This is a genomic window from Chitinophaga solisilvae, from assembly GCF_009928525.1.
Taxonomy (GTDB): domain Bacteria; phylum Bacteroidota; class Bacteroidia; order Chitinophagales; family Chitinophagaceae; genus Chitinophaga; species Chitinophaga solisilvae.
The window spans coordinates 69,373-92,107 of sequence record NZ_JAABOK010000023.1; the positions used below are offsets into that span (position 1 = coordinate 69,373).

The 22,735-nt window shown below is 49.1% G+C and carries 21 protein-coding genes; 6 read left to right on the forward strand and 15 right to left on the reverse strand.

The window, feature by feature from the left end:
- Window positions 1-41: 41 nt before the first annotated feature.
- Complete coding sequence (locus GWG06_RS28650) at window positions 42-746, reverse strand: thioesterase II family protein (protein ID WP_127036152.1); 705 nt, start codon at window positions 744-746, stop codon at window positions 42-44.
- 275 nt (window positions 747-1,021) lie between these two features.
- Here GWG06_RS28650 and GWG06_RS28655 point away from each other — a divergent pair, with 275 nt between their 5' ends.
- Window positions 1,022-2,008: a formylglycine-generating enzyme family protein gene (locus GWG06_RS28655; protein WP_235938585.1), complete on the forward strand. Its 987-nt coding sequence runs from the start codon at window positions 1,022-1,024 to the stop codon at window positions 2,006-2,008.
- Here GWG06_RS28655 and GWG06_RS28660 read toward each other — a convergent pair whose 3' ends face one another.
- Together GWG06_RS28660 and GWG06_RS28665 are read right to left on the reverse strand one after the other, a co-directional pair.
- Window positions 2,009-3,943: an SGNH/GDSL hydrolase family protein gene (locus tag GWG06_RS28660; protein ID WP_160717898.1), complete on the reverse strand. Its 1,935-nt coding sequence runs from the start codon at window positions 3,941-3,943 to the stop codon at window positions 2,009-2,011.
- A gap of 172 nt (window positions 3,944-4,115) precedes the next feature.
- The gene (locus GWG06_RS28665) at window positions 4,116-5,036 is read right to left on the reverse strand and encodes a hypothetical protein (protein WP_160717903.1); all 921 of its coding nucleotides are present in this window, start codon (window positions 5,034-5,036) and stop codon (window positions 4,116-4,118) included.
- Between the two features lie 300 nt (window positions 5,037-5,336).
- Here GWG06_RS28665 and GWG06_RS28670 point away from each other — a divergent pair, with 300 nt between their 5' ends.
- Window positions 5,337-6,404 (forward strand): sensor histidine kinase, encoded by a 1,068-nt coding sequence (locus tag GWG06_RS28670; RefSeq protein ID WP_160717905.1) that lies wholly within the window; start codon window positions 5,337-5,339, stop codon window positions 6,402-6,404.
- A 1-nt stretch (window position 6,405) separates the two neighbouring features.
- On the forward strand, window positions 6,406-7,128 hold the full coding sequence (locus GWG06_RS28675) for a LytR/AlgR family response regulator transcription factor (protein WP_160717907.1): 723 nt from the start codon (window positions 6,406-6,408) through the stop codon (window positions 7,126-7,128).
- Between the two features lie 99 nt (window positions 7,129-7,227).
- Here GWG06_RS28675 and GWG06_RS28680 read toward each other — a convergent pair whose 3' ends face one another.
- A complete protein-coding gene (locus tag GWG06_RS28680) occupies window positions 7,228-8,526 on the reverse strand; it encodes a DUF3108 domain-containing protein (RefSeq protein ID WP_160717909.1) in 1,299 nt (432 codons plus the stop codon).
- A 171-nt stretch (window positions 8,527-8,697) separates the two neighbouring features.
- Window positions 8,698-11,145, reverse strand: a complete 2,448-nt coding sequence (locus GWG06_RS28685; protein WP_160717911.1) for a TonB-dependent receptor — start codon at window positions 11,143-11,145, stop codon at window positions 8,698-8,700.
- A 224-nt stretch (window positions 11,146-11,369) separates the two neighbouring features.
- On the opposite strand from GWG06_RS28685, the gene GWG06_RS28690 reads away from it, so the two are divergent.
- Both GWG06_RS28690 and GWG06_RS28695 read left to right on the forward strand, forming a co-directional pair.
- Window positions 11,370-12,401, forward strand: coding sequence for a sensor histidine kinase (locus tag GWG06_RS28690; RefSeq protein WP_127036135.1), 1,032 nt, complete (start codon window positions 11,370-11,372; stop codon window positions 12,399-12,401).
- On the forward strand, window positions 12,401-13,120 hold the full coding sequence (locus GWG06_RS28695) for a LytR/AlgR family response regulator transcription factor (protein ID WP_202183149.1): 720 nt from the start codon (window positions 12,401-12,403) through the stop codon (window positions 13,118-13,120). The genes GWG06_RS28690 and GWG06_RS28695 overlap by 1 nt, the downstream gene beginning before the upstream one ends.
- Here GWG06_RS28695 and GWG06_RS28700 read toward each other — a convergent pair whose 3' ends face one another.
- The 10 genes from GWG06_RS28700 to GWG06_RS28745 all read right to left on the reverse strand — a co-directional run bounded on the left by GWG06_RS28700 (window position 13,121) and on the right by GWG06_RS28745 (window position 21,777).
- Entirely contained in the window at window positions 13,121-13,501 is a 381-nt protein-coding gene (locus tag GWG06_RS28700; RefSeq protein ID WP_160717913.1) for a hypothetical protein, read from the reverse strand. It abuts the gene before it with no gap.
- Between the two features lie 238 nt (window positions 13,502-13,739).
- Complete coding sequence (locus tag GWG06_RS28705) at window positions 13,740-14,243, reverse strand: DUF2938 domain-containing protein (protein WP_160717915.1); 504 nt, start codon at window positions 14,241-14,243, stop codon at window positions 13,740-13,742.
- Window positions 14,244-14,255: 12 nt separating this feature from the next.
- Window positions 14,256-15,230 (reverse strand): NAD(P)/FAD-dependent oxidoreductase, encoded by a 975-nt coding sequence (locus tag GWG06_RS28710; protein WP_160717917.1) that lies wholly within the window; start codon window positions 15,228-15,230, stop codon window positions 14,256-14,258.
- A 307-nt stretch (window positions 15,231-15,537) separates the two neighbouring features.
- Window positions 15,538-15,927: a DUF1801 domain-containing protein gene (locus GWG06_RS28715; RefSeq protein WP_160717919.1), complete on the reverse strand. Its 390-nt coding sequence runs from the start codon at window positions 15,925-15,927 to the stop codon at window positions 15,538-15,540.
- Window positions 15,928-15,936: 9 nt separating this feature from the next.
- The gene (locus GWG06_RS28720; RefSeq protein WP_160717921.1) at window positions 15,937-16,290 is read right to left on the reverse strand and encodes a VOC family protein; all 354 of its coding nucleotides are present in this window, start codon (window positions 16,288-16,290) and stop codon (window positions 15,937-15,939) included.
- Window positions 16,291-16,501: 211 nt separating this feature from the next.
- The gene (locus GWG06_RS28725; RefSeq protein WP_160717923.1) at window positions 16,502-16,708 is read right to left on the reverse strand and encodes a helix-turn-helix domain-containing protein; all 207 of its coding nucleotides are present in this window, start codon (window positions 16,706-16,708) and stop codon (window positions 16,502-16,504) included.
- Window positions 16,709-16,711: 3 nt separating this feature from the next.
- Complete coding sequence (locus tag GWG06_RS28730) at window positions 16,712-17,257, reverse strand: DUF2975 domain-containing protein (RefSeq protein ID WP_160717925.1); 546 nt, start codon at window positions 17,255-17,257, stop codon at window positions 16,712-16,714.
- A 182-nt stretch (window positions 17,258-17,439) separates the two neighbouring features.
- Window positions 17,440-18,690 carry a DUF4374 domain-containing protein gene (locus GWG06_RS28735; RefSeq protein ID WP_160717927.1) on the reverse strand — a complete coding sequence of 417 codons (1,251 nt, stop codon included), beginning with the start codon at window positions 18,688-18,690 and terminating at the stop codon, window positions 17,440-17,442.
- A 12-nt stretch (window positions 18,691-18,702) separates the two neighbouring features.
- Window positions 18,703-21,105 carry a TonB-dependent receptor gene (locus GWG06_RS28740; protein ID WP_160717929.1) on the reverse strand — a complete coding sequence of 801 codons (2,403 nt, stop codon included), beginning with the start codon at window positions 21,103-21,105 and terminating at the stop codon, window positions 18,703-18,705.
- 6 nt (window positions 21,106-21,111) lie between these two features.
- Window positions 21,112-21,777: a hypothetical protein gene (locus GWG06_RS28745; protein WP_160717931.1), complete on the reverse strand. Its 666-nt coding sequence runs from the start codon at window positions 21,775-21,777 to the stop codon at window positions 21,112-21,114.
- A gap of 171 nt (window positions 21,778-21,948) precedes the next feature.
- Here GWG06_RS28745 and GWG06_RS28750 point away from each other — a divergent pair, with 171 nt between their 5' ends.
- Complete coding sequence (locus GWG06_RS28750) at window positions 21,949-22,476, forward strand: RNA polymerase sigma-70 factor (RefSeq protein WP_127044385.1); 528 nt, start codon at window positions 21,949-21,951, stop codon at window positions 22,474-22,476.
- Window positions 22,477-22,735 lie beyond the last annotated feature (259 nt).

Here is a 22,735-nt window from a genome sequence, read left to right on the forward strand (position 1 = left end):
GCAAGCTACCCCTGCATTAATGGTAACTTGTTCTACGGCAGCTACATCATGCGTACACGTCTTCTGTTATAACATTGCCGGATGATTTCAGACAGCCGTTGCGGATGATGCTGTATGAAGAAATGATCGCCGGCGAGAATTTCCTTATGAAAGGTACTCGTTGTAAAGCGGCCCCAGTTATCGATTTTGGCGACATCTTCTTCTTCGCTGCCCATCAGTGCATACAGTGGCACATTCACGGGCGTGGTATTCTCAAGTCCGTTCTGTTCTGCTATTTTAAAATCTGTGCGCAGGATAGGATCAAAAAACTCCATCAGGTCTTCGCTCTCCAGGAATTCTGCCGGTACTCCGCCCAGCACTTTCAGTTCGCTGATAAAGGCGGCAGGCTCCATCAGGTGCCTGTTTTTAATGGCTACTGCACCAGGTCCGGGGTTGCCGCTTACCAGCAGGTAAGCCGGGGGCCGGCCGTTTTTCTCCAGCATCTGGGAAACACGCAGCGCGAGGTAGGCTCCCAGGCTATGACCATAGATAATAAAGTCGGTAGTAGTCAGTTTTTTTGAGATGATGGCATAGATATCTGCAGCAGCCTGTTCAAACTCCGGCAACAGCGGCTCTGCCACCCTGCGGCCTCTTCCCGGCAGCTCCGGCGCCGTTACTTCAAAATCTTTCAGAAAAGGAGTCAGAAACTGGAAGGAATAACTATTTCCTCCGGCGTAGTGGATTAAAAACAACTGAGGTTTCATCATATAGCAACTTTTAAAAGCAAGGTTAAGATCGATACGGGTTTCCTCTATGGAACTGAATTCCTGCTGCAGATACCGTAATCCCTTACAGGTCAGCGGGTTTTCGCCGGCACGGTCTGCACATAAGCCAATAAAGATAAAATCACCTTTCCTGAATTCCAAATTTCAATCCGCGGTATACCGGGAACGCCTACACTAAAATCTGTTGCCAGACAGGATGTATGCGGTATAGTGCTGATACCTATCTTTGTGACCAGCAAACAATAACGCCTTTTGTCATGAATATAGCGCCTATTTACCAGCGTAAGGACTGGAATGCCCTTTCTGAGGAAGCAGCGGCAGCCATCCTGCAACATGTAACGGCTACACAGCTGCCCGGATTTAGTATCAGCCGTTTTGAACGCTTCCATAAATTTGACCAGGATACCTATACAGCAATACTGACTTTTCAGGGCAGGGAATTCGTTTTTGTTCCCGGCGATACCGTTGTACTCGGATTGGATCAATGGCATGTGCCGGCTGCAACGCGGGAAGATATAGCCGGCTTGATGGAAACCAGTCCGGCTGAAGTGGATGCCTACGTGCTGGAACGCCTTTCTCCGCTGCGTACGGTCACTATCAGCCCGATGGTGGTGGCGCGTACTGTCAGCGAAACCGGGTATTACCGGGTGGAGCTGACAGATGAGCGGCTCCTGTCAGATCCTGATTTTGAAAGAGTGTTGCAGGAGCTGAAAGCCACGTCCAGAGAAAAATATACCTATATCGTGAATGCCAGCTTCCGCCTGGAAAAAAACGGCGCCACCATTACAGCCTTCCTCTACGAGCCGGCCACCTATGAGGAGCTGGTACAAACGGTGACAGACAGCGGGTTCAGACTTCCTACAGAAGACGAATGGGAGTACCTCTGCGGCGGCGGTACGCGTACCTTTTACCCCTGGGGTAACCAGCTGAATGAACAGCAGGTGTATCGTCATTTTTCTGCTGACCGGGACAGCACCCTGCCTTATTTTCTGGATACTCCCAATCACTTCGGACTGGTGATCGCCAACAATCCTTATCACTATGAGGTGATGATGGACAGCGAATGGTTTCTAAAGGCGGGCGACGGCGGCTGTAATATCTGTGGCGGCGGCGGCTTGCATCTCGGCTACCTGAGCGTTGGCACCTATTTCAGGGATCCCGGCATTTTTGATGAGGACCTGTCTTACAAAGATGAAATTACCGGTGATTATACTTTTGTGAGAAGTATTAAACGGCTGCAGTAATCAGTCATTCACCAGGAAGTAAGCAATGCGGCAGGCATGCGCGTTGTTATCGTTACGGCTTTTTTCACTGATACGAAGGCGCAGTATATGCCTGCCCGGCTTTAATTTCCCGGCAAACAACACATACCAGGGCAGGTGCAGCCGTTTACTCCAGCGGGTATACAGATTCAGTTCCCGGTACGGTGACTGGTCAATGCTGTATTCCACCACGCCGGCGTCCGGGCCGCTCAGTATCGCCATACCAACGGCCGTTCCGTTGAAAGGCAACGTCAGCACAGCTCCTGGCGTATCTGCACTCAGTACCGGGATGTGTACAAATCCCGGCCGTGTACCCGCCTGATCTGCCGGCGACCAGTCGTTGTGCAGCCTCCACCCTTTTTCCGGGCGGGCAGCAGTAACAGCAAGGTAGCGTCCTTTGTCAAAGCTATAGCGGGTGAGCGGAGCTGGCAGCGGCTGTGGCGGCGACGGCTTACTTTCTTTTGCCAGCAGGGCTTTGATGGTTTTAAAATACATTTCCTGCCCAAATGGAGCAGGATGCAGATCTTCAAAATCATCTACCCAGGAAAACTCGCGGGCATTTATCCGTTCAGCAATTTCCGCAGCCAGGTTTACAGACGGCAGCCTGTAATGCGCCGCTATCCGTTCATGGTTACTCACTTCTGCAGGTATCCGGCCGCCGGCATAGTCTTCCAGCTTCTCCGGATCAGCAAATGACATCATCACTATATCCATTGCCGGATTGCTGCGGCGGGCGTGACGGATGATGCCTTCCAGCGTTTGCAGCTGTATGGCGCTGTCCAGCTGGTTGACACGGTCATTGACTGCCGCTTCCACAAACAGCAGGTCTGTCTTATCCAGCTCCGGGAGGTCGTGTCCGAGGCGGAAAGCATGTGGCAGGCTTCCCAGCGAAGGGATACCGGCATTGATGAAACGGAAGGCGGTACCGGGAAAATGTTCCCGCAGGTATTGACTTACTTTGTCGCGCCACCCGCCATTATGGGTGATGGAGCCACCGAGAAAGGCGACTGTTCCGGTTTTCTGCTCCCGGAATCGTGTATACGCACGCGTTAGTCCGTTCCGCAGCACGAACCATCCGGTATCCGGCAGCGGCGTGGCAACCGGCAAGGTATAGGTACAGATAAAATCTGCGAAGCGTTCCGGATGGGTTATCGGGAAATGATGCCCGCTAAGGGTTTGCGGCCCTTCTTTAACAGGATGCACCGTAGCGCTTCCTCCCAGTCTGATATACTGCTGTACCAGCGGCAGGGTATTTTCTGCCGGCGGCACAATTTCGTCCTTCAGGCTGATAACATGCAATACAGGCACATGGCAGGCGGCGAGCCCTTCGAGGTTATCAGCCGGATTATCCTTAAAGGCCAGTGCCTGTTCTTCCCTAAAGCCATAAACGTTCAGCAGCTGCTTCCAACAGGCGCTGTCACCCTTGCCGGCGCCTTTGCCACCGGGCCAGCTTTTCACATCGCATACCGGCGCTTCCGCATAGATACAGCTGACTTTAAGCGGATTGCGTTTCGCCCATGCATAGGCGTACAGTCCTCCGCGGCTGACTGCCTCCAGCGCCGGCCTGGCAGCAAGTGCGCGTTGTGTGGTCAGGTAGGCATAGAAATGATCCCAGATCTGCATGGCGGCCGGGTCACCGTAGCGGTCACGGACATGGATATACGCTATATGAAAACCACGTTGCAGCAGGATGCTGTCCATATCTGTATGCCAGTCGGGAAAATAAGCCCGCCAGATCCAGGGATTGCCGGGCAAGGCCCGGTGAGGCTTCACCACCCATGCGGGAGAACCGTTGAAGGTAAAGGCGTTTTTCTCAAATCCTTTCCAGGAAAGTGTCTGACTGCCGGTCACCTGGGCGGCGGCAGCAACCGGCAGCAGGCAACAAGCCACCAGTATTAAACGTAGCAATATGCGCATGTATTTAAAGGGCATTAACACCCGGGTCACAAGATGTTAAAAAACCTGTTGCCGGTATGATAATAAATTACCCTATGCTTTTGCCCGATTAACCGGTATCAATAATAAGGCTTCCTGCCTTATCCGGTTGCCCATTGCGGATAAGACAGGAAGCCTGATGATTTCCCTGTTATTACTTACCGTACGTATATTCCGCCGTACCGTTGGAAGTAACCGGTTTCTGGTTACCGGTGCTGTAGATAGTGCTTGTGAAAGCTACTTTTACAGGGCGGCTGGCCGCATTGTACTGGTAAGCATTTTTAGTTACCGTTACAATGGAATCCCGTTTACTGCCCAGGTTAACATACTGTACATTTCTTGTTTCCACGGCATTCTGTTCACCGAATGCGTCATGATCTGTCAGCTCCAGCAGATAGGGCAACAATGGATGAGTGATGTACGAAGGATGGTTATCAAAGCCGGTCACGCTTATATGAGAGAGCACGTCTGTTCCGCTGGCATGCACAATTTTCTTAACATTTTTGTTTTCATAGGTAAGCGTTGCTACAGTCACCAGTTTCGATATTTCCGGGTTGGTGCTGGTAGTGATGGTGGCTACTTTTCCGGTAGCGTCGTAGGTATAGCGGTTATCTTCTTCCAGGGAACCGGTTTCCTGGTCGCGGGTGATTTTGCGGGAGATTCTTCCGCTATTATCCCATTCAAATGTTGTATTACCAGCCAGGGTAAATTTACCTTTGGTAAAGAAATCCGGCGCATAGCTCAGCACTTTCAGCAGTTTGCCGCCGGCGTCGTAAACGACTGAATCCTTTGTTGTCAGGAAGTTACCGGCATATTGCAGGATGACCAGCGGTTGCTTTTTGCCGTTATAGCTGATTTGCTGTACCAGTCCGTTTCCGCCGAGGCTGGTGCGGACAAGCTGTCCGGTGGCAGCAGCTTCAGGGGCAATAGCAGCGGGGTCGCCGGCGGGATTGGTGTTGCCATCCAGTACAGGCGTTGATTTGTTGCAGGCTGTACCCGCCAGCAGCAAGGCTGCCAGCAGTGTGCCATGTAGTTTGAACTGATTGAACATACGTTCCTGTTTGCGGTGTGTCATAAAAATTGCAGTTTAGGTTTTTACTAAGACAACTGGTTTACTATAAAATGAATACTATCTGCTGCATGGTTCCGGTATGCTGTTCAGCAGCTGGTTTCCGTGTAACCGGCTCATCATCCGGATTACACATGCAAAGAAAAAGGGAATCTGTAACCGCCTGTATGAATTTTGATCATCTGACAGGATTTGCTGACTAATGTCAGGATATCCTATATCAGCTGTTGTTAACAGACAGATAATATTGCCCGGACAGCCGCTGATTTATTTTTTTATTCGCTTCTTTGCAGAAAATTAAGTGCTATGCCCAAGTATCCGCTGATGATCAAAACCTGGCCGCTCATACTCATCATATGGGTGCTGGATACAATCATGACATTCTTGCAGATACATATGCAGGGGGTGACCTTGTATAACAATCTCATACTTACCGCCACCAACGGGGCTTCCGCTGCTTTCTGCGCCTGTATACTCAGCCTGGTGCTACTCCCGTATTTCATCAGACGGCAGCAGATACTGCTCTTTGCACTGGCCGCTGTTTCCTTTTGTCTGGTTGTCAGCGCCCTGGTTGTTTATTTCAGTCTGCCGGTCATCTGCTCCTCGTTGGGGGAAGTAATCGCCCGGCCGCAGATCTGCAGTTTTCAGTCCATGATGCCCGGGCACTTCATCAGCGTATTAATGTGCTGCGGCACCGTCTGCGGTATACGCTTCTACCAGGAATACGCCAGAACCTACGTGGACAAGGAGCAGCTGCGTACTGCCCACCTGGAAGCAGAACTCACCTTGCTGCGGCACCAGGTGAACCCCCATTTTGTGTTTAATATGATGAACAGCATTCATGTGCTGATTGAAAAAGATGCACGCCAGGCGTCGGAAATGGTCCTGGAATTTTCAGATATGCTCCGCTATCAGCTCTATGATTGCTCCAAACCATTTATTCCTTTGCAGCAGGAAATCATCTACCTGCAGAATTACGTAAATGTGGAGAACAAACGCCGGGGTAACGAGCTGCAGGTAGATTGCAAATGGGATGTCCATACGCCGCACTGCCTCATATCTCCCCTGATACTGACCCCTTTTGTGGAAAATGCCTTTAAGCATGTATCTTGTTTTAATGATAAACCTAACTATATCCGGATGGACCTTTATCAGGAAGCCGACAGTCTTTTTTTCGTTATAGAAAACAGCCGGGAAGAAGAGCCTCCGCTGCCAGGCGATACTGTTTCCACACAGAAAGGGATTGGCCTTGTGAACGTACAAAAAAGACTGGCGCTCATCTATCCGGAAAAACATTTTCTGAAAATTCATGAGACAGCCGGCCAGTATACTGTTTTCCTGGAAGTAAAAATCAATGCAGCACAAAACAATTAATATGATGGAGATAAAATGTATGATCGTTGATGACGAAGCACTGGCACGGGAAGGACTGAAGAAATATATCCGTTCATTTGACTTTCTGTCGCTGACAGCCGCCTGCAACCACGCCGTTGCTGCGCGGGAGGTGCTGGAAACAACACCAATAGATCTGATGTTCCTGGATATTAATATGCCTAAAATGAGCGGGCTGCATCTGCTGGAAACCTTATCAGATCCGCCGGCTACCATACTCATCACCGCCTATCCGGATTATGCGCTGGATGGCTTCCGCCTCGATGTGCTGGATTACCTGCTGAAGCCGGTGTCCCTGGCGCGGTTTACCAAAGCCGTTCAGAAGGCGCAGGAATTTTTCACGCTGCGGCAGCAGGCATCAGCCGGCACACCCGCTCCTGCCATGGATTACATCTTTGTAAAACACAAACAATTATATGAAAAGGTGATGCTGGCGGATATACTTTTTGTTGAAAGCATGCAGAACTATGTACTTATACAGACAACGCAGGCAAAGATCATCGCATACCTTACCTTTAAAAGCGTTGAACAGCAGCTGCCCGCTGATATGTTTCTGCGGATACATAAATCCTATATTGTTAACCTGAAACATATCAGTACCATAGACAGCAATGCGGTACAAGTGGCGGGCCATACCCTGCCGGTCAGCCGGAGCCAGCGCGAACTGCTGATGCAGGTGGTCAACCGGCGGCTGCTGACCAAATAACGGGAAAGGATATATGAAAATCAGGCGTGTGTATATACAGATACAACCGCCTTCCGGGAGGAAAAACGGTTGTATCTGAATGGCTGAAAATACGCGCCGCTACAGGGTTTTCTTCAGCTTCACCTCTACCTTCTCCCCTTCCTTATCTATGCTGACTATTTTCTTTACGCTGGCAGCCGCATTACTGTCATAACTTGTGCTGACGGTATTGGTCCTGGATCCCTGAAACAGGCCGTTGATATAAGTGTCTGTATAGCCTACCACTTCGGTTCTGTTAGAAGTGTGGATGTATCCGAATTCTGTATACAGCATATATTCGCCGGGCATGAGGTTCACGAATTCAAAATGCCCTTTGTCATCGTATACGGTAGTGGTGGCGATACAGGCAGCCACATCTGCAGACAACGGAATAGAGCGGCCTTTTTTACGGGATGCCTCATTCAGCTTATACCATTCCTTAAAGTAATCGGTATAGGGAATCAGTACAATGGTGGTTCCCTCACGGGCAAACTGTTTCTTGTTTATATTCAGCACAGCTATACCGCTCAGCATACCCTCATTCTGGTTATCCCTGGCAAATACCTGTCCGGTGATAACCGCACTTCCGTTTTTCAGGGATTTCATCACTGCCACTTTATCGAAGCTGCTTTTAACCGGATTGAAATCAATTTCCTTATCCAGCATCACCAGGTGCTGCCCCTGGTTGTATATGTCTACTTTCCAGATTCTGCGGGTATCCTTATCCAGGTAGTACACATAGCGTTCGCCGGTACTTTCCTCGAGAACGCTGACCTGCCATACCTTATGCGTACCTGTCAGCTTACTGGTGTATATGTTGCTCTTTACTTCCTCTACTCTGGCCTGCTTCACATGACTGCTATTTTCAGGCTTAAAACTATATACGTCGAGGCTGGTGCTGTAGCCGGAAGTCAGCGGTAATAACCCCAGCAGGTATGGATAGGCGTAGTCGTCCAGTACAGTTGCATTCACCTGGTCTTTAACAACTGTTTTTTCTCCATTGCTGTTATCCAGGTAATATCCTGTTACTTCTTTACCATATCGCAGCACCAGGTTCCTTTTCCGGTTATAGGAGGACCGGTAAACCGGTTTTAGCGAACCTGCATCGACAATACTGGTATCCACCCATCTGTCGCGTCCTCCCACGGTTACCAGGCTGGTGTAGATAGCAAATGTTTTATTGTCTATAGCTGTATTATAGGAAAATGTACTGATCTCTGTCAGCCCGCCACCAGTTTCAGCATAGCAGACCATTTCACAGCTGGCATTCCGGAGCAGTTTAGTATCAAAGGATACTTTGCCGGTTTGTGCGTAGCACCATCCTGTGAGCATCAGCAATACGGCCAGCAAACCGGTCTTGTGCGTTATAGCATGTATCATATATGTAGCATCTTATGCCACAAAAGTACTTGTAATTATACTGAGATACCCTACCGGTAAAACAGGATACTTATCTACCTGTTTCCCGGTAGGCAGCTGATCTGACTCTCCATCTTCCCTCTTTTGTGTCATGTCCGCTCCTCATGCGTAATCCGTCATACGTAGTCAATTTTATCTTTTTCTCCGCATCGTCTTCTCGCCCGTTTCCTTTTCATTCTCTTCACCCGAAGCGCGCACGGTACCGAACTTCCAGTTGAAAGAAACGGAGAAGGAACGGTTGTAGTACCAGGAGGAAGTGTTGCTGTTAAAAGAAGGCGCTGTCGCGGAGGTTCGCTGCAGGAAGTTGTTTTGGAAGGGATTATTTATACTCACGGTAACACCGGCTTTCTTGTCAGGGAATTCCTTCTGTACAGCAAAGCGATAGCTATAATTGGCGGATGTTCTTCCCTGCAGGGTCACATAGCCATTACCATAGTCGCCGGAAAACTGCAGGGTAATATCTTTGGGCAGTTCCCAGGAGCTGTTGATATTGACGGAATACAACGCGGCATCATTGCTCAGCTGCATTGTCCTGCTGCGGTACCATACCTGGCAGATGTCCGCGCCGGCCGAGAAGGTCCAGCTTTTGCTGAACATCAGGTCTGTAAAAATATTGGCGCCGAGCCGTTTGTTGGCCGCGATATTCTGCGGCATGGTCCGGGAAACACTGAAACTGTCTACTGTTCTGAGTGATTCAATTGCATTGCTGTTAGACTGGAAATAGATGCCTGAGTGCAGGCTGAATCCCGACGCCGCGGTATAGTGGTGCGCCAGCTCCAGCATGCGGTTGATCTCCGGTTTCAGCTCCGGGTTGCCGGAAGTGATATTCCGGGGATCGCCGGCATTGATATAGGGATTAAGGTCCCATATCCAGGGGCGGCGGATACGCTCTGTGAACGACAGTTTCAGGTCATGCATATCAGTTACCTTTTTATTGAGCAGGATACTTGACACGAGGTTATTGAACCGGCTCCTGAAGGCAGGCTGATACTGCTGAAAATCGCTGCCCAGGCTGGTGTGCTCATAACGCGTACCCAGGCGGAAAGCCCAGTTCCTGCCGGCTTTCAGGCTAAGGTTCACATAGGCGGCAGCGATCTCCTGAAAATAAGACATCACATTAGCGCGGGACGGGTCTTCTGTCAGCTGTTCACTGCCCGGCGTCTGGCGGTTGTTAAATACCCTATAACTGCTGCGGGAGGTATTCCTGCTGTAGCGGCCTCCCACTTCCAGGAGCTGATCGCCTTTGTGGTCCAGCGGTTGCGCGTAATCGGCCTGCAGACTTAAATCTTTGCTGCTACCGGTATTAGGGCTATGTTCCCGGAAATAATGTTTTCCGGAAATATAAATCTGATCGGTCTGGTAATCCGCCTTTTCGCCGGCAAAGCTGTACTGGCTGATGAGTTGCAGCTCCTGTCCGGGATGTCTGAACTTCTGCTGATAATTCAGCGAAAATTCTGTGAAGTGTACATTACCGGTCTGACGGCCGGTCTGGTTATATTCATTCACGCCGTGTTTGTCCATGTACAGGTTGTATCCCTGGCTCACAGTGGGCCAGCTGCCTTTCCAGTAAGAAACGCCGCCGGTAATTTTCCGGGAGGTATCCATACGATATTCGGCAGACAGCTCTGCGAAACCGCCTCTGTTCCTTTGTGTTTCATCCGTCTGCTGAAGCAGGTTACCGATAACCTGTCCGCCTGCCAGCGCATCCCGGTTCAGTTCCGTCACCGTCCTGGATTTTTCCAGGCTGCCTTCCAGGTTGAGGTTAACGCTGAATTTTCCCCGTGTCATATTGAGGTTCCCGTTGATGGTCTGCTCCAGGTTACCGGCGCTGAGGTCAATACTGCCGCCGGTTCCTTCCATCTTCTTTTTGGTAATGATGTTGATCACACCTGCAGCGCCTTCTGCTTCATACCTGGCAGAGGGAGATGTCATGATTTCTACGGCGGCAATGGCGCTGGCCGGAATCATCTTCATCGCTTCCTTCAGGTTCCTGGCCAGGATGCCGGAAGGAAGGCCGTTCAGCAATACCTTGATATTACCATTGCCCCGCAGCCTCACTTCCCCGTCTGCGCTGATGCTGATCATGGGCGCCTTACGCAGTACATCTTCCGCAGAGCCGGTTCTGTTGCCTATATCCGACGCCGCATTGTAAATCAACTTATCTCCCTTGCTTTGAATAACGGGTTTCTTCCCACTCACCACTACTTCGTTCAGAACGCCTGAATTGGCGGAAACCCTTATCAGTCCCATATCTGCCAGTCCGGCTACGGGATGCACCCCGCTGGTATAAGCGCGATAGCCTACGTATGAAATATGCAGGGTCAGCTTACTGCCTTCAGGCACTTTCAGCAGAAAGCTGCCATCGGCGGCAGTAAGCGTTGATTGCACCAGCTGATGCCCTGGTCTGGTTACCGCTACAGTAGCCAGTTCTATGGGCGACCTGGTAGTTGAATCCACCAGCATCCCTTTGATGATGATGGTTTTCAGCGGTGTTTGTGCCGTTGATTTTTGTCCGTAAAAATTGATTCCTGTAAAAACCAGGATGATCCATAACATCCTGAAATGACCGTATGTTGACATCTCATCTGAAAAATTAATGAATAAAAAGTAGGCAAAGGAAAGCCTGAAATGAGCCGTAGTAAAATTTAGATGAGCAACGCGTATCAGAAAATGATCAATGACGTTGGTCATCTGCAGCAAGCCTTGTTCAACAGTAACAGATGGCTGACAAACTGCGTTTGTCATTAATTCTTGCCCGCCAGACGGAAAAATCGTTTCTTTGGTTGCTTTAAACAAAACAGGTCATGAGTGCGGCAGAGCAGGAAAAATGGTATCACAGGAATTTCTTTGTGGAAGTAGTATTTTTTATCTCCATGTATGTATTGACCATGCTGCATGAGATGATGCTGATAGATACCTTTACAGGCTTCATCAAGGGGCTGGTATTTTTCCTGATATTATATGCCCAGGCACAGTTTCACCGCTTCTTTGTTTTTCCGCTGGTGCTGGAGAAAAAGTACCTGCGATATGCCCTCTTCAGTTTTATCTCCACCCTGCTGGGCGCTGTCATCCTCTTTGTGCCGGATTATTACTGGATAGATCCGTATTACCAGGACGAAAATATCACCCTCGCTATCATATATCATTTTGCGCTGTGCGTCATCAGTACCACGACCATCATGTCTTTCTTCCTGATCCGTAAATACTCCATAGCACTGCGGAAAAAAAATGAAGCGCAACTGCTGCTGAACGAGATGAATATCAAATTCCTGCATGCGCAGATGAACCCGCATTTCTTTTTCAACACGTTCAACAACCTGTACGGCGTAAGTCTGACAGCGCCCCAGCGCGTACCGGAACTGATTCTCAAATTATCCAACCTGATGCGCTATCAGCTGGAAAACGGCAGAAAAACGGCGGTAGGCATCTGCGAGGAAATCAGTTTTATTGAAGATTACATTATCATGGAGAAAGAGCGGACTGGCAAGCGCTGCGAGATCGTATTTCATTTCACGCCGCCTCATGAAACGGCCTGCCAGTACAGGATTGCGCCTATGATGCTGATTGCGCTGGTGGAGAATGCCTTCAAGCACAGCCTGACCATCCTTCACAAATGGTTTGTGCATATTCACATAGAAGTAAACGGCCATATGCTCTGCATGCGCATCATTAATTCTGTCGGGGACGAATCGCTCAGGAACTATTCAACAGGTATCGGTCTGATGAATATCAGGGAGCGCCTGGAATTGTTATACAAGGGAAGATACCAGTATGACACCACTTCCACAGCATTGGAATACCAGACTACGCTGACATTACAATTAAATCCGTTCTGATGATGACAACACCACTCAACTGTATTATTGTGGATGATGAAGCAGGTGCGCACCTGGTGCTGGACCATTATCTTAAATCCTTCAGCAGCCTGACACTCAGCGCTTCTTTCTATAATGCCATCGAAGCGATGGAGTATATCCATTCCCAACCGGTTGACCTGATTTTCCTGGATATCAATATGCCCGGCGTGTCAGGTATGGATATGCTGGAAGCTATGCCTGATCCGCCGCTGGTAGTGCTTACTACCGCCTACAGCGAATATGCCCTGCAGAGCTACCGGTACCAGGTAGTAGATTACCTGGTGAAACCCATCGATCTTCCCAGGTTTACAGCTGCCATACATAAGGTATTCAGGCGCTACCGCCCGCTGACGCCCGCTCAGCAGGAAGGCAATACCACTGCACCGCCGCCCTCCTCGCTGATGCTGAAGGTAGACGGAGAAGTAATCAGGGTGCAGCTGGACAGTATCACGCATATCCAGAGCTGGGGAAACTACGTGAAAGTATATACGGAGCAGCAGGTGTATTTAAGTCCGGTTACTACTACAGAAATAGAACAGAAGCTGGATAAGCTGGGTTTCAAACGTATTCATAAATCCTATATCATTTCCCTGCAGCATATTCAGAAGGTCACCCACGGGGAAGTACATCTGCACAGCGGGGTGATACTGCCTGTAGGCAACACTTACCGGCGGGAGCTGATGGAATACTTCAGGTAATTATTTCCTCACAAATTTTCCTTCCAGCCAGGCCAGCATTCCTACTACTATTATCTGCAATACCAGGAATACCTTACCAAACACTGTTGCTTCGCGGAAATAAAGTATGAGCAGCACCACGCTGATCAGCGTCCATATCCAGTTGGCGATGACCAGCACGTTCAGCAGCCAGGGATAAGGCTCCTGCTGCAGCGCCAGAAACAGGGCCACCAGCCCGTAGAGCAACGTAACCGCCGACACAATCAATATAAAGCTGACCGGCAGCCCCAGGAAACCCGTGAGCACACCGGAGAGACACAACCCAATAATGCCGGTACCACAACCCAGCAGGTAATCTGCCCGGAGAATACCCTTTAACCGGGACAATTCAGACCTAATCATTTGGTTATTTGTTTATTTGAGATTTGGTTATTTGTTTTTAAGCAGGGAGCCCCCTTAAATTTTCGGATTTACGGATTTTCTGATTTACGAATTTATTAAATGCAGCGGATAAATACGGGAAGATCTTTGCGGCATTTAATAAATTCGTAAATCAGAAAATCCGTAAATCCGAAAATTTAAGGGGGCTCCCTGCTTAAAAACAAATAACCAAATCTCAAATAAACAAATAACCAAATGATCAGGTTTTAATGAAAAGGTGCAGGAGCAAGCCGGCGATGTACAGACCTATGCCGTAAATGGTGTGGGTCATCAGGCTTCTCAGGCGGGCGGTTGCGGGTTTGGGTGTTTTAGAGGCGGCAATGCCGAAACCGAAGGCTGGTTGCATCATAAAGAAGGGAGCAACAGTAGTGAGTATGCCTATGAGCAGCGCCGGCAGCAAAGTGGGATGATAAGCCCAGCCGGTACCCCATATCAGCAGCAGCAGAAAGGCAAATGTAATACCTATCAGGTAGTGGGCTATCCAGCCGATGATGCGTTCGCCTTTTACCGGCTTTGCCTGCATGATGCTGGTATGCGCAAACACGCCCTCTTTAAAGTGGCCGATCCAGCGGCCGAGCAGCCGGTAGTCCAGGGATGGGATTTTAAAAAATGTTCTGTTGACGATGGCGTATATATCCATGAATATGGTAGCACCGATGCCGATGATCAGTGAGTAGACGATGAGTGCTGTATATGATTGCATAAGTAGCTGGTACTATTTTGAATGAAAGGTTGCCGCACAGAGATCCATGTTGATACCGCTGCCGGCCATACTGCCGGTATATACGGCGGTAGCAACGGAACGCATGGAAGAGTTATCTCCGCAGGCATAAACGCCCGGTATGGTGGTCTGCTGCGTGCTGCTGACTTTTATCAGTCCCAGGTCCGTAAACTCACAGCCCAGTTCCGCAGGGATATGGCAATGCTGCTCATATGCCGGACGGTTATACAGCGCATGCAGCGGATAACTGGCGCCATCTTCCAGCACAATCTTTTCAAGATGCCCCTGCTGATGAACCAGCGCTTTTATTTTACCGGCAACGATACGGACATTATTGCGGGCAAGCAGTTGCTGCTGTTCCGGCGTGAACGTTGCCGCTTCGTTGGTATAAATTGTCAGATCAGTGGTAAGGTTAGTGACCAGCTGTGCATAGTGCACGGCTGCTTCGCCGTTTGCCAGGATACCGGTCTTTTTTCCCTTTACCTCATAGCCGTGGCAATACGGGCAATGCAGGATAGATACGCCCCAGCAATCGCTGAAGCCGGCTACCGGCGGCATAATATCTTTCAGGCCGGTAGCAAAGAGTAGCTTTTTGCCGGTGAAAGTTTTTCCGGACAGCGTGGTAATTGCAAACAACGCTCCGCTCCTGCTGCCTTTTACGGCAATGTCTTCCACCAGCTGTACCGTTTTATAGTGCAGCACCTGCGCCCTGCCTTTATCAGCAATTGCGCCGGGCGCTTCACCATCGCGGGTAAGGAAGTTATGCGAGTGCGGCGTGCTTCGGTTACAGGGCTTGCCGCCATCAATAATCAGCACCCTGCGCAGGGAGCGGCCCAGTGCCATGGCCGCAGAAAGGCCGCCATAGCTGCCTCCGATGATGATAACATCAAAATGGTTATCTGCTCCTGCATCATCAGAACGGTTAAAGGAAAGCAGCGCCCCTGCTACTGCTGCGGAAGTAAAAGCCATGCCCCCCTGTGTTAGAAAAGTTCTTCGCGTTACCATCTTTTTTTGTTTGTATAGGTTTGCATATTTCCGGTCATTCATCCTGACAGGCAACAAGGCTGTACCACAGCCGTATTATATTCACAAAGATTTACCGGCAAAATTACCGGACAAGGGAGAGATAATCGTGTCACTATTGACAGGAAAAATGGTACAAGTCACATTTTCCGGTTACTTATTTTTCTTTTCGGGGATACTGACGCCATGAAAGGGTCATACATTACCGGAAGCACGGGGCTTCTTCCGGCAGAGGGCAGAGAGAATGGGGTAGTCAGGAGATGCGCTCCAGCACGCCTTTACGTTTCACAATATTCTTATAATCCCATTGGATAACGGCTGCCTTCTCCAGCCAGCGCTTCAGGTCAGCGGCACTCACCTGTTTTACCTCCGTATAGCGGGCCTCGGCAGCTTTGAAAGTACCTTCGGGCTGCAGGCCGGCTTCTTCAAAGGACTGACCACTCCAGAACAACAGGCGCACGCAGTTTTTCAGCTTGCTGTACCCCACAATAGGATTGCCGTTCAGGAACCATACGGGGTGCCGGTGCCAGATCTTATTCTCCGCGCCTGGCAGGTGTTTATCAATCAGCTGTGAAAGCTGTTCGCAGATAGCTTTGTCTGCAGGCGTCATGGAATTATTATAGGCTTGTACATCTGCGTGCATATACCATCTTTAATCTTCAACAAAATGCCAGCATACGCCGGCGATATCGATAACATTCACTTCTTTTCCGTACGGCTGGTTGGTGACAGCGCCAACCTTTATACCGAATCTTTCCGGCAGTTCTTTACTGATAACCATTTCCCGGAATGCCTGTACATCTTCCACAGTAACAGTCAGCATAAAATTTTCCGCAAAGGCGGGCATATCATATTCCTGCAGAATGAAACCGCAACCATCCTTTTCAAAACCGGCATATCCAGGCGCTTCAAAGCTGATGCTGAAGCCCAGCTCCTGAAACAGTTCACTGGAACGCGTGAAATCACTTCCGGAAGGAACGAACGGCTGTAAAGAGAGAAATTTCATATAATGTTCTTTGTTGAGTATCCAAATTTAATAGTCCTTTGTGAAAAAACAGCGGTCCGCTCAAACCTCTTTTAAGATTTACGGATTGGGGAATTTTTTGATTTACGGATTTATTCAAATGCAGCGAAGATCTTTGCGAACATCTCTATTACAATCTTTGCTGCATTTAAATAAATCCGTAAATCAAAAAATTCCCCAATCCGTAAATCATTCACTCAGGCTTATACTCCAATATATCCGCCGGCTGGCAATCCAGCACCTTACAAATGGCTTCCAGTGTACTAAATCGTACCGCTTTGGCTTTGCCGGTTTTAAGAATGGACAGGTTGGATAAAGTCAGGCCGACTTTCTCCGACAGCTCGTTGAGCGACATCTTCCGCCGGGCCATCATTACATCCAGGTTTACTATGATCGGCATGGCTTATACAGTTAATTCGTTCTCGGTTTGCATTTCAATACCTCTTTTAAAAATATGGGCAATCACAAAAAGGATGACGCTCATGAACAGCCATACGTCGGCCCCGTCTAAACGCAGCTCACGTATGTCCGGCATTTTCACTCCCAGCTTTATCAGCCATTCCGTGTAGTTTACTCCTGACCACGAAAACAGACCTATCAGTAAAGCTGTATAGGATAACCGGAAGGTAAATTGCTTCAGCGCTGCACTGAAAGGCTGATGGAGATTGATCTTCTTATTATGCAGTATACTGATGATCTGATAAAAAAGCAAGGCCTTCAGTACCGCTACCACGCTCATGATGAGCATCTCCACCAGAAAATGACCGGTGTCATACTGCAATAATTCCGAGAGGTCGGCTTCATGCCAGAGGTTTTTAACAATGCCGGGGTTTACAACGGCAAAAAAGGCGTTGGTGATATAACCTCCCGCCACTATACATAAACCAACAAATATGATCCACGAAAGGACGTACAATACTTTAAGTACTTGTCTGGTACCTGCTTTCATAATTATTTCATTTTAAAGTTAACAGTACAAATGTAATTATATTTATCGAAAAACAATAAATTTTATCCGTTTAAGTAAAAAATTTTATAGAGATATGATATTTAGAGGATTATAATTACTTAATAAAAAAAACGCCCGCCGGAATGGATTCCGGCGGGCGTTTTTACCATATTTACTGAAGACTAGTTGGCCGGATGCGGCGCAATCAGCTGCACCTGTACATATCCGCCGCCATCAAGCGTAATACCTTTCTTAAATGCATTGGCGTCGCCGGCAGGATCAAATTCATAGATAGCCGCGTCGCTGCCAACCGGCGCGATGCCGGTGTAATATTTCTTATTAAACACCATCGGGAAGCGTACCATGCCAACAGGACTTAACGGTGTATTCATGACCGTTACCTGTTTATTTTTCAGGTCCATCTTCACTACCTGCGCTACATTCTTATAGCGGTCGCGCAGGGAGGTCATCATTTCTTCATACTGCACTGTACCGAAAGCGATGCCGTTGCCTACATAGTTCATACCCATCAGGCACGCCTGTTTACCTGCTGCAGTGGTTACATCCAGGAAGTAGTTCTGATCGAAATCTGCTTCTCCCTTTTTAATACGTACCACACCTGACTTACCGCCGAGTCCTGTCCAGAATTTACCGGCACTGGCAACAAAATAGTGATTGCCTTCCTCGTCTTTGTCAATGGTATGCAGATAATCGTATCCGATACCCGCAGCGGTAGCGTTGGTTTTAATCACCTTCATATTATTCATGGCCGGGTAATCGAACACCAGTGCCTGAACGCCATCCGCTACATAGGATTTGGCAGCATTATCATAAAAATAACCGCCCAGGATGAATTTACCGTTATCCGCAAACCCTTTACCTATAAAGAACTCCACGCCTGGTTTAGCAGGGTCGTAAGGCACGGTCAGTTCTCCCCTGTCTTTCACTTTAAAATCCGGCAAGCTGATACGCGCCCAGCCAGCCTTTCCTTTATTGCCTTCTACCGCACCCAGTACCAGTAAGGTATTATCATCCACTATATTGATGGACTGGAAATAGTTGGGCACTACGCCATTCGTCAGGATATACGCTACCTGCCTGATTTTCCCGTCTTTCGTCATTTCATACTGAATGAATTTCTTTTCCGGCAGGTTCATCAGATAAACATACTGTTTATGCCAGATATAGCGGGAGCCCTGCGCTTCCAGTCCTTTACCCTTGAAGGTGAGCGCTCCGGAAGAAATAGATGGTACCGACGCCATATACTGCGCTTCTCCTTCTCCCCATATGGCAATAGTGAAATGCTGCTGGCTGGATGTCTCCGGACCTTTATCGTCATTATTGTTCTTGCTGCATGAAACGGTACATGCTGAAAGGATAGCCAATGCTACGGCGGATAAAGTCAAAGATGTTTTCCTGAATACATTTTTCATTTGTATAGACTGTTAATTTGGTTTATTGTGAAAGAAATATCGCAGCTGTATGCTGTTGAAACGGCCGGGTTTCTGCAGCAGGAAGTTATCGTACACCTGTTTGTTCAGCAGATTACGGCATTCTATAGTGACACTGCAGCGGTTATCGCGGAAAGAATAGGTCAGGCCTGCATCCTGAACAAACTGCTGCGGAATGGCCATCTTGGTATCTTTCTCTGCCATACTGGGCCAGTTGAGATAATATTTTTCTACATAATGCGTGTTGACATAAAAAGAAAGATGCTCTCCTTTCCGCAGCATATCCGGGTAGCGCAGCCTGATTTCCGCATTGGCCATCAGGGAAGGCATGTTCTTCATTTTATCATCATACATCAGGTTGGTGGCGCCGTTGGACATGTAGCGCTGCCGGTTTCTGATGTCCTGCCAGGTGCCGTTGGCGCTCAGTTCCAGCCATTTTCTATTGGAGTAGTGAACAGACAGCTCCGCTCCTGCGCTCCTGATACGGCTGATGTTTTCGTAACGCGCCGTACCATACAATGTTCCTTCCCCCAACCAGATAAGATCCTTTACATCGCGGTAAAACACTCCCAGCTCCATTCCCAGCCGGTATTGGTTCTTATCAAACGTTTTCTGAACGGAGGTATTGAAGTTCAGGCTCCGCTCCGGTTTCAGTTTTGGTGCATTCAGGATCGTATTGCCATCTCCCAGCAGCTCCGCTGCATCCGGGAGGCGGGAAGTGTTTTCTGCAGAAAACTTCAGCAGCATCTGATGCCCGGCAACTATTTTTGTGCCGTACCCTACACCCCAGGCGTTATCTGTCCCCCGGATCTTTATGACTTCTTTCTGCGCGCCTTCATTGTAATCGTAGATATTGGCGCTGGCCTTATAGCTGAAGTTTTTTACAAAGAAGACATTGGTCCATTTTCCGCTGAAAAGGCGTGTCTCGTAGGACAGGCTGCTGATATGCCTTGTCAGCTGCTGCGGCTCCAGGAAAGGAATGGTCCACTGCGCGCGGGCAATATCATCCTTTCCCTGGCGGCGGGTATTGTTCAGCGTATAGGCGAGACTGATAGTCTGATTAGCGCCGGGTGTATAGGAAGCATTGGCTATGGCCAGCGCTGTTTTATCGGTAAAGGTATACCGTGAGCGCTGTGTGTAGGCGCCTCCCAGCTCTCCCTCCACGATCTCCACTACTTTACCGGACCAGTCATACTTCCGTGTGCCAGTGTCGATGGTGGTGCCTTCCAGCCGGTTCATCGAGGCAAATACATCTACGCGCAGCCCTTTGGTAAAAAGATCCTGCTTCGTATACCGCAACGTAGGCATGACGAAATTTTCCTTATACCGTACATCTCCGTAAACAAAAGCCATGGTACGGCCAGTCTGGATACCCTTGTGCAGCTCCGACACATTCACTCCCAGCAACAGCTGATCGGCCCAGGGTTTATTGGTAAATCCCGCTTCTGCTTTCACGGTGAGCGAGGAGTAGTCGTCATTAAACCGGCGGAAGCGGTGTTCACCGGGTACCGGCCGGAAGTTTTCATCCGCTATTTCAACAGTAGGTCCCCATACCTGGTAATTATTCCTGGAATAATTGTAGGCCGCTCCTGCCTGGAAAGTAAATCCGGTGGCCTGTTGCCGCCATCTGCCGGAAACAGCTGCCTTATGTGTCTGATAGGAGCCATAGCTATAGGAGGCATCTATATAATTACGTATATCCTTCCGCGTGACCAGGTTGATAGCGCCTCCCAATGCATCGCCACCCAGCCAGGCGGGTGTAACGCCCTTATATACTTCAATGCGGTCCAGCATATTGAGTGGAAAATTACTGATACTGAATCCGCTGCCGAAAGTTTCCATCGGCACCCCATCCAGGAAAAAGCGTACGGCTTTGCCACTCAGTCCATGAATGGAATAGTTGAAAGAGGAACCGAGTCCGCCGGACTCGCGGACACGTATACCCGGCATAGCGTCCAGCAGCCGGTTCATATCAGTACTGCGGTCGCGCAGCTGCTTCACATCCAGTACATCTGCTGCAAAAACCTGTTCCTTTACGGCCTGCGCAGCAGATCTGGCGGCCACTTCCACCTGTTTCACTTCATAGGCGGCTGGCTGCAGCCGTATAGCGATGACTGCAGATAGGCCGGGGGTAATGGTTACCAGCTGCTCCGCCGTTGCAAAGCCAACGGCAGTAATACGCAGGATATAGCTGCCCGGCGCTATCTTTTCCACCCGGAAGCGTCCGTGCCGGTCGGCTACCGTATGTAGTCCGATACCCTGTAAGGTAATGGTGGCGCCGTTTACAGGCTGGCCTTCCTGGTCAGTCACTTCCCCTCTGACGCTACCGGCAGGGTGTTGCGCCAGCGCCGGCAGGGCCGTCAGCAGCCATGTCAGCAATAATAATAACCGTGTCAAATTCATCTATAGTTTAAATCGTTCTGTTAGCCTTGAGCTGAACAACCTGGGCAGGCCATCCAGTAATTCTTCCCTGGTGGCGGCGATCAGGTTATAATCCTTATCAGTCATAACCAGATAGGTTTGTCCTTTACGCAACGTCACCTCATCGGAGCCGGCGGAAGCTGTGCAGCTGCCCGCTTCACTGCTGACCTGCAGACTTACCGGATGTCCGGAATTGTTGACAACCGCCACTGCACCGCAAAGGCTCACCTGATCGCCATGATGCCCGAATAAAGGCACCTGCAGCGTACAGCGTGAATCCGGCGCCAGACTTAGCTGCAGCCCCTCTATATTAAATATCTGCGTAACCCCTGACGACCCGTTACGTAATATCAGCTTGCGGGACAACAGCATCGGATTATGCTGCCATATCAGCGCCAATGCCAGTAACAGACAGGCCGCCGCAGGTATATACAGCAACTTTCTGCGGATCGCCCTGCTGCGCCCGGTGGTGGCCCGCCGAATATACTGCCACAACGCCTCCCTCACCTCCTGTTCGTCCTCACCGGCAGGCCAAAGAGCCGGCTCCGGGGAGGCAGGAGCCGCCATCCACCGCTCTACCTCCGCGCGTTCTTCCGGCGTACAGGTATTATCGGCATACTTTTTTAATAAAATGGTTATATCCTGCATAGATCAATGCTGTTCTCCCTCTTAGTTGCATAACTCTCTTCTTACCCTCGCTCAAATCGGGAAAAATTCAACATTATTTTTTTTCCGGATTGGCAGCCCTGTTTTTCCCGTTTTCGTAAGGCGCTGTACAAACAGTAAAATACTTTTGCGCTTTAAATATGACTGTAGCGCATGCACCTGGATGGGGATATACACATTACTGAAGAAATATTTGCAGCAGCCTATAACACGCACTGGAAGACACTTTACACTACCTGCCGCCGCTATGTGCCGCATGCCGAGCCAGCGCGCGAAATAGTGCAGGACCTGTTCATCAGCCTTTGGGAGAAAAGGGAAACACTGGTAATACATACTTCCCTGGATACCTATCTTTTCAGCGCGCTTAAACTGAAAGTGCTGGAATATTACCGCAAACAGGCAGTGAGGGACCAATACCTCGCCTACCGGCAGTATACGGCACAGGAAGCACAACAAACCACCGAAGAACAGGTTTATTTTAATGAGTTGAAAAATGCGCTGGACAGCGCCATACAAAGTTTACCGGAAAGAAGCCGGCAAGTATACCAGCTGAGCAGAGAGAAAGGTTGGAACAACAAATCCATCGCACACGCCCTGCTTATCAGCGAAAAAACCGTTGAAGGCAATATGACGAGGGCATTGAATTTTATCAGGAGAAAACTTAAGGACTTTAAATTGTGAAATTCAGAATTACGAATTACGAATTGCGAATCTATAGTGTCCGGGGAAACTAAAAGCCATAGTTAGCTTAGCGCTTCCGCGATTAACCAATAGGGCATGAAGGGCCTGAGAATGAGTATTTGTCTAAAATAGCCAAAAGATATTTCAAATACTCAATTCTCTGGCCCCTCTAAAAAGTAAGCCCTTTTTCTAAGGAGAGAATAATTTTAGCTGTATAAAGTCAGGCTCTTTATTATGTCGGAGAAGTGCTTTCTCAGGT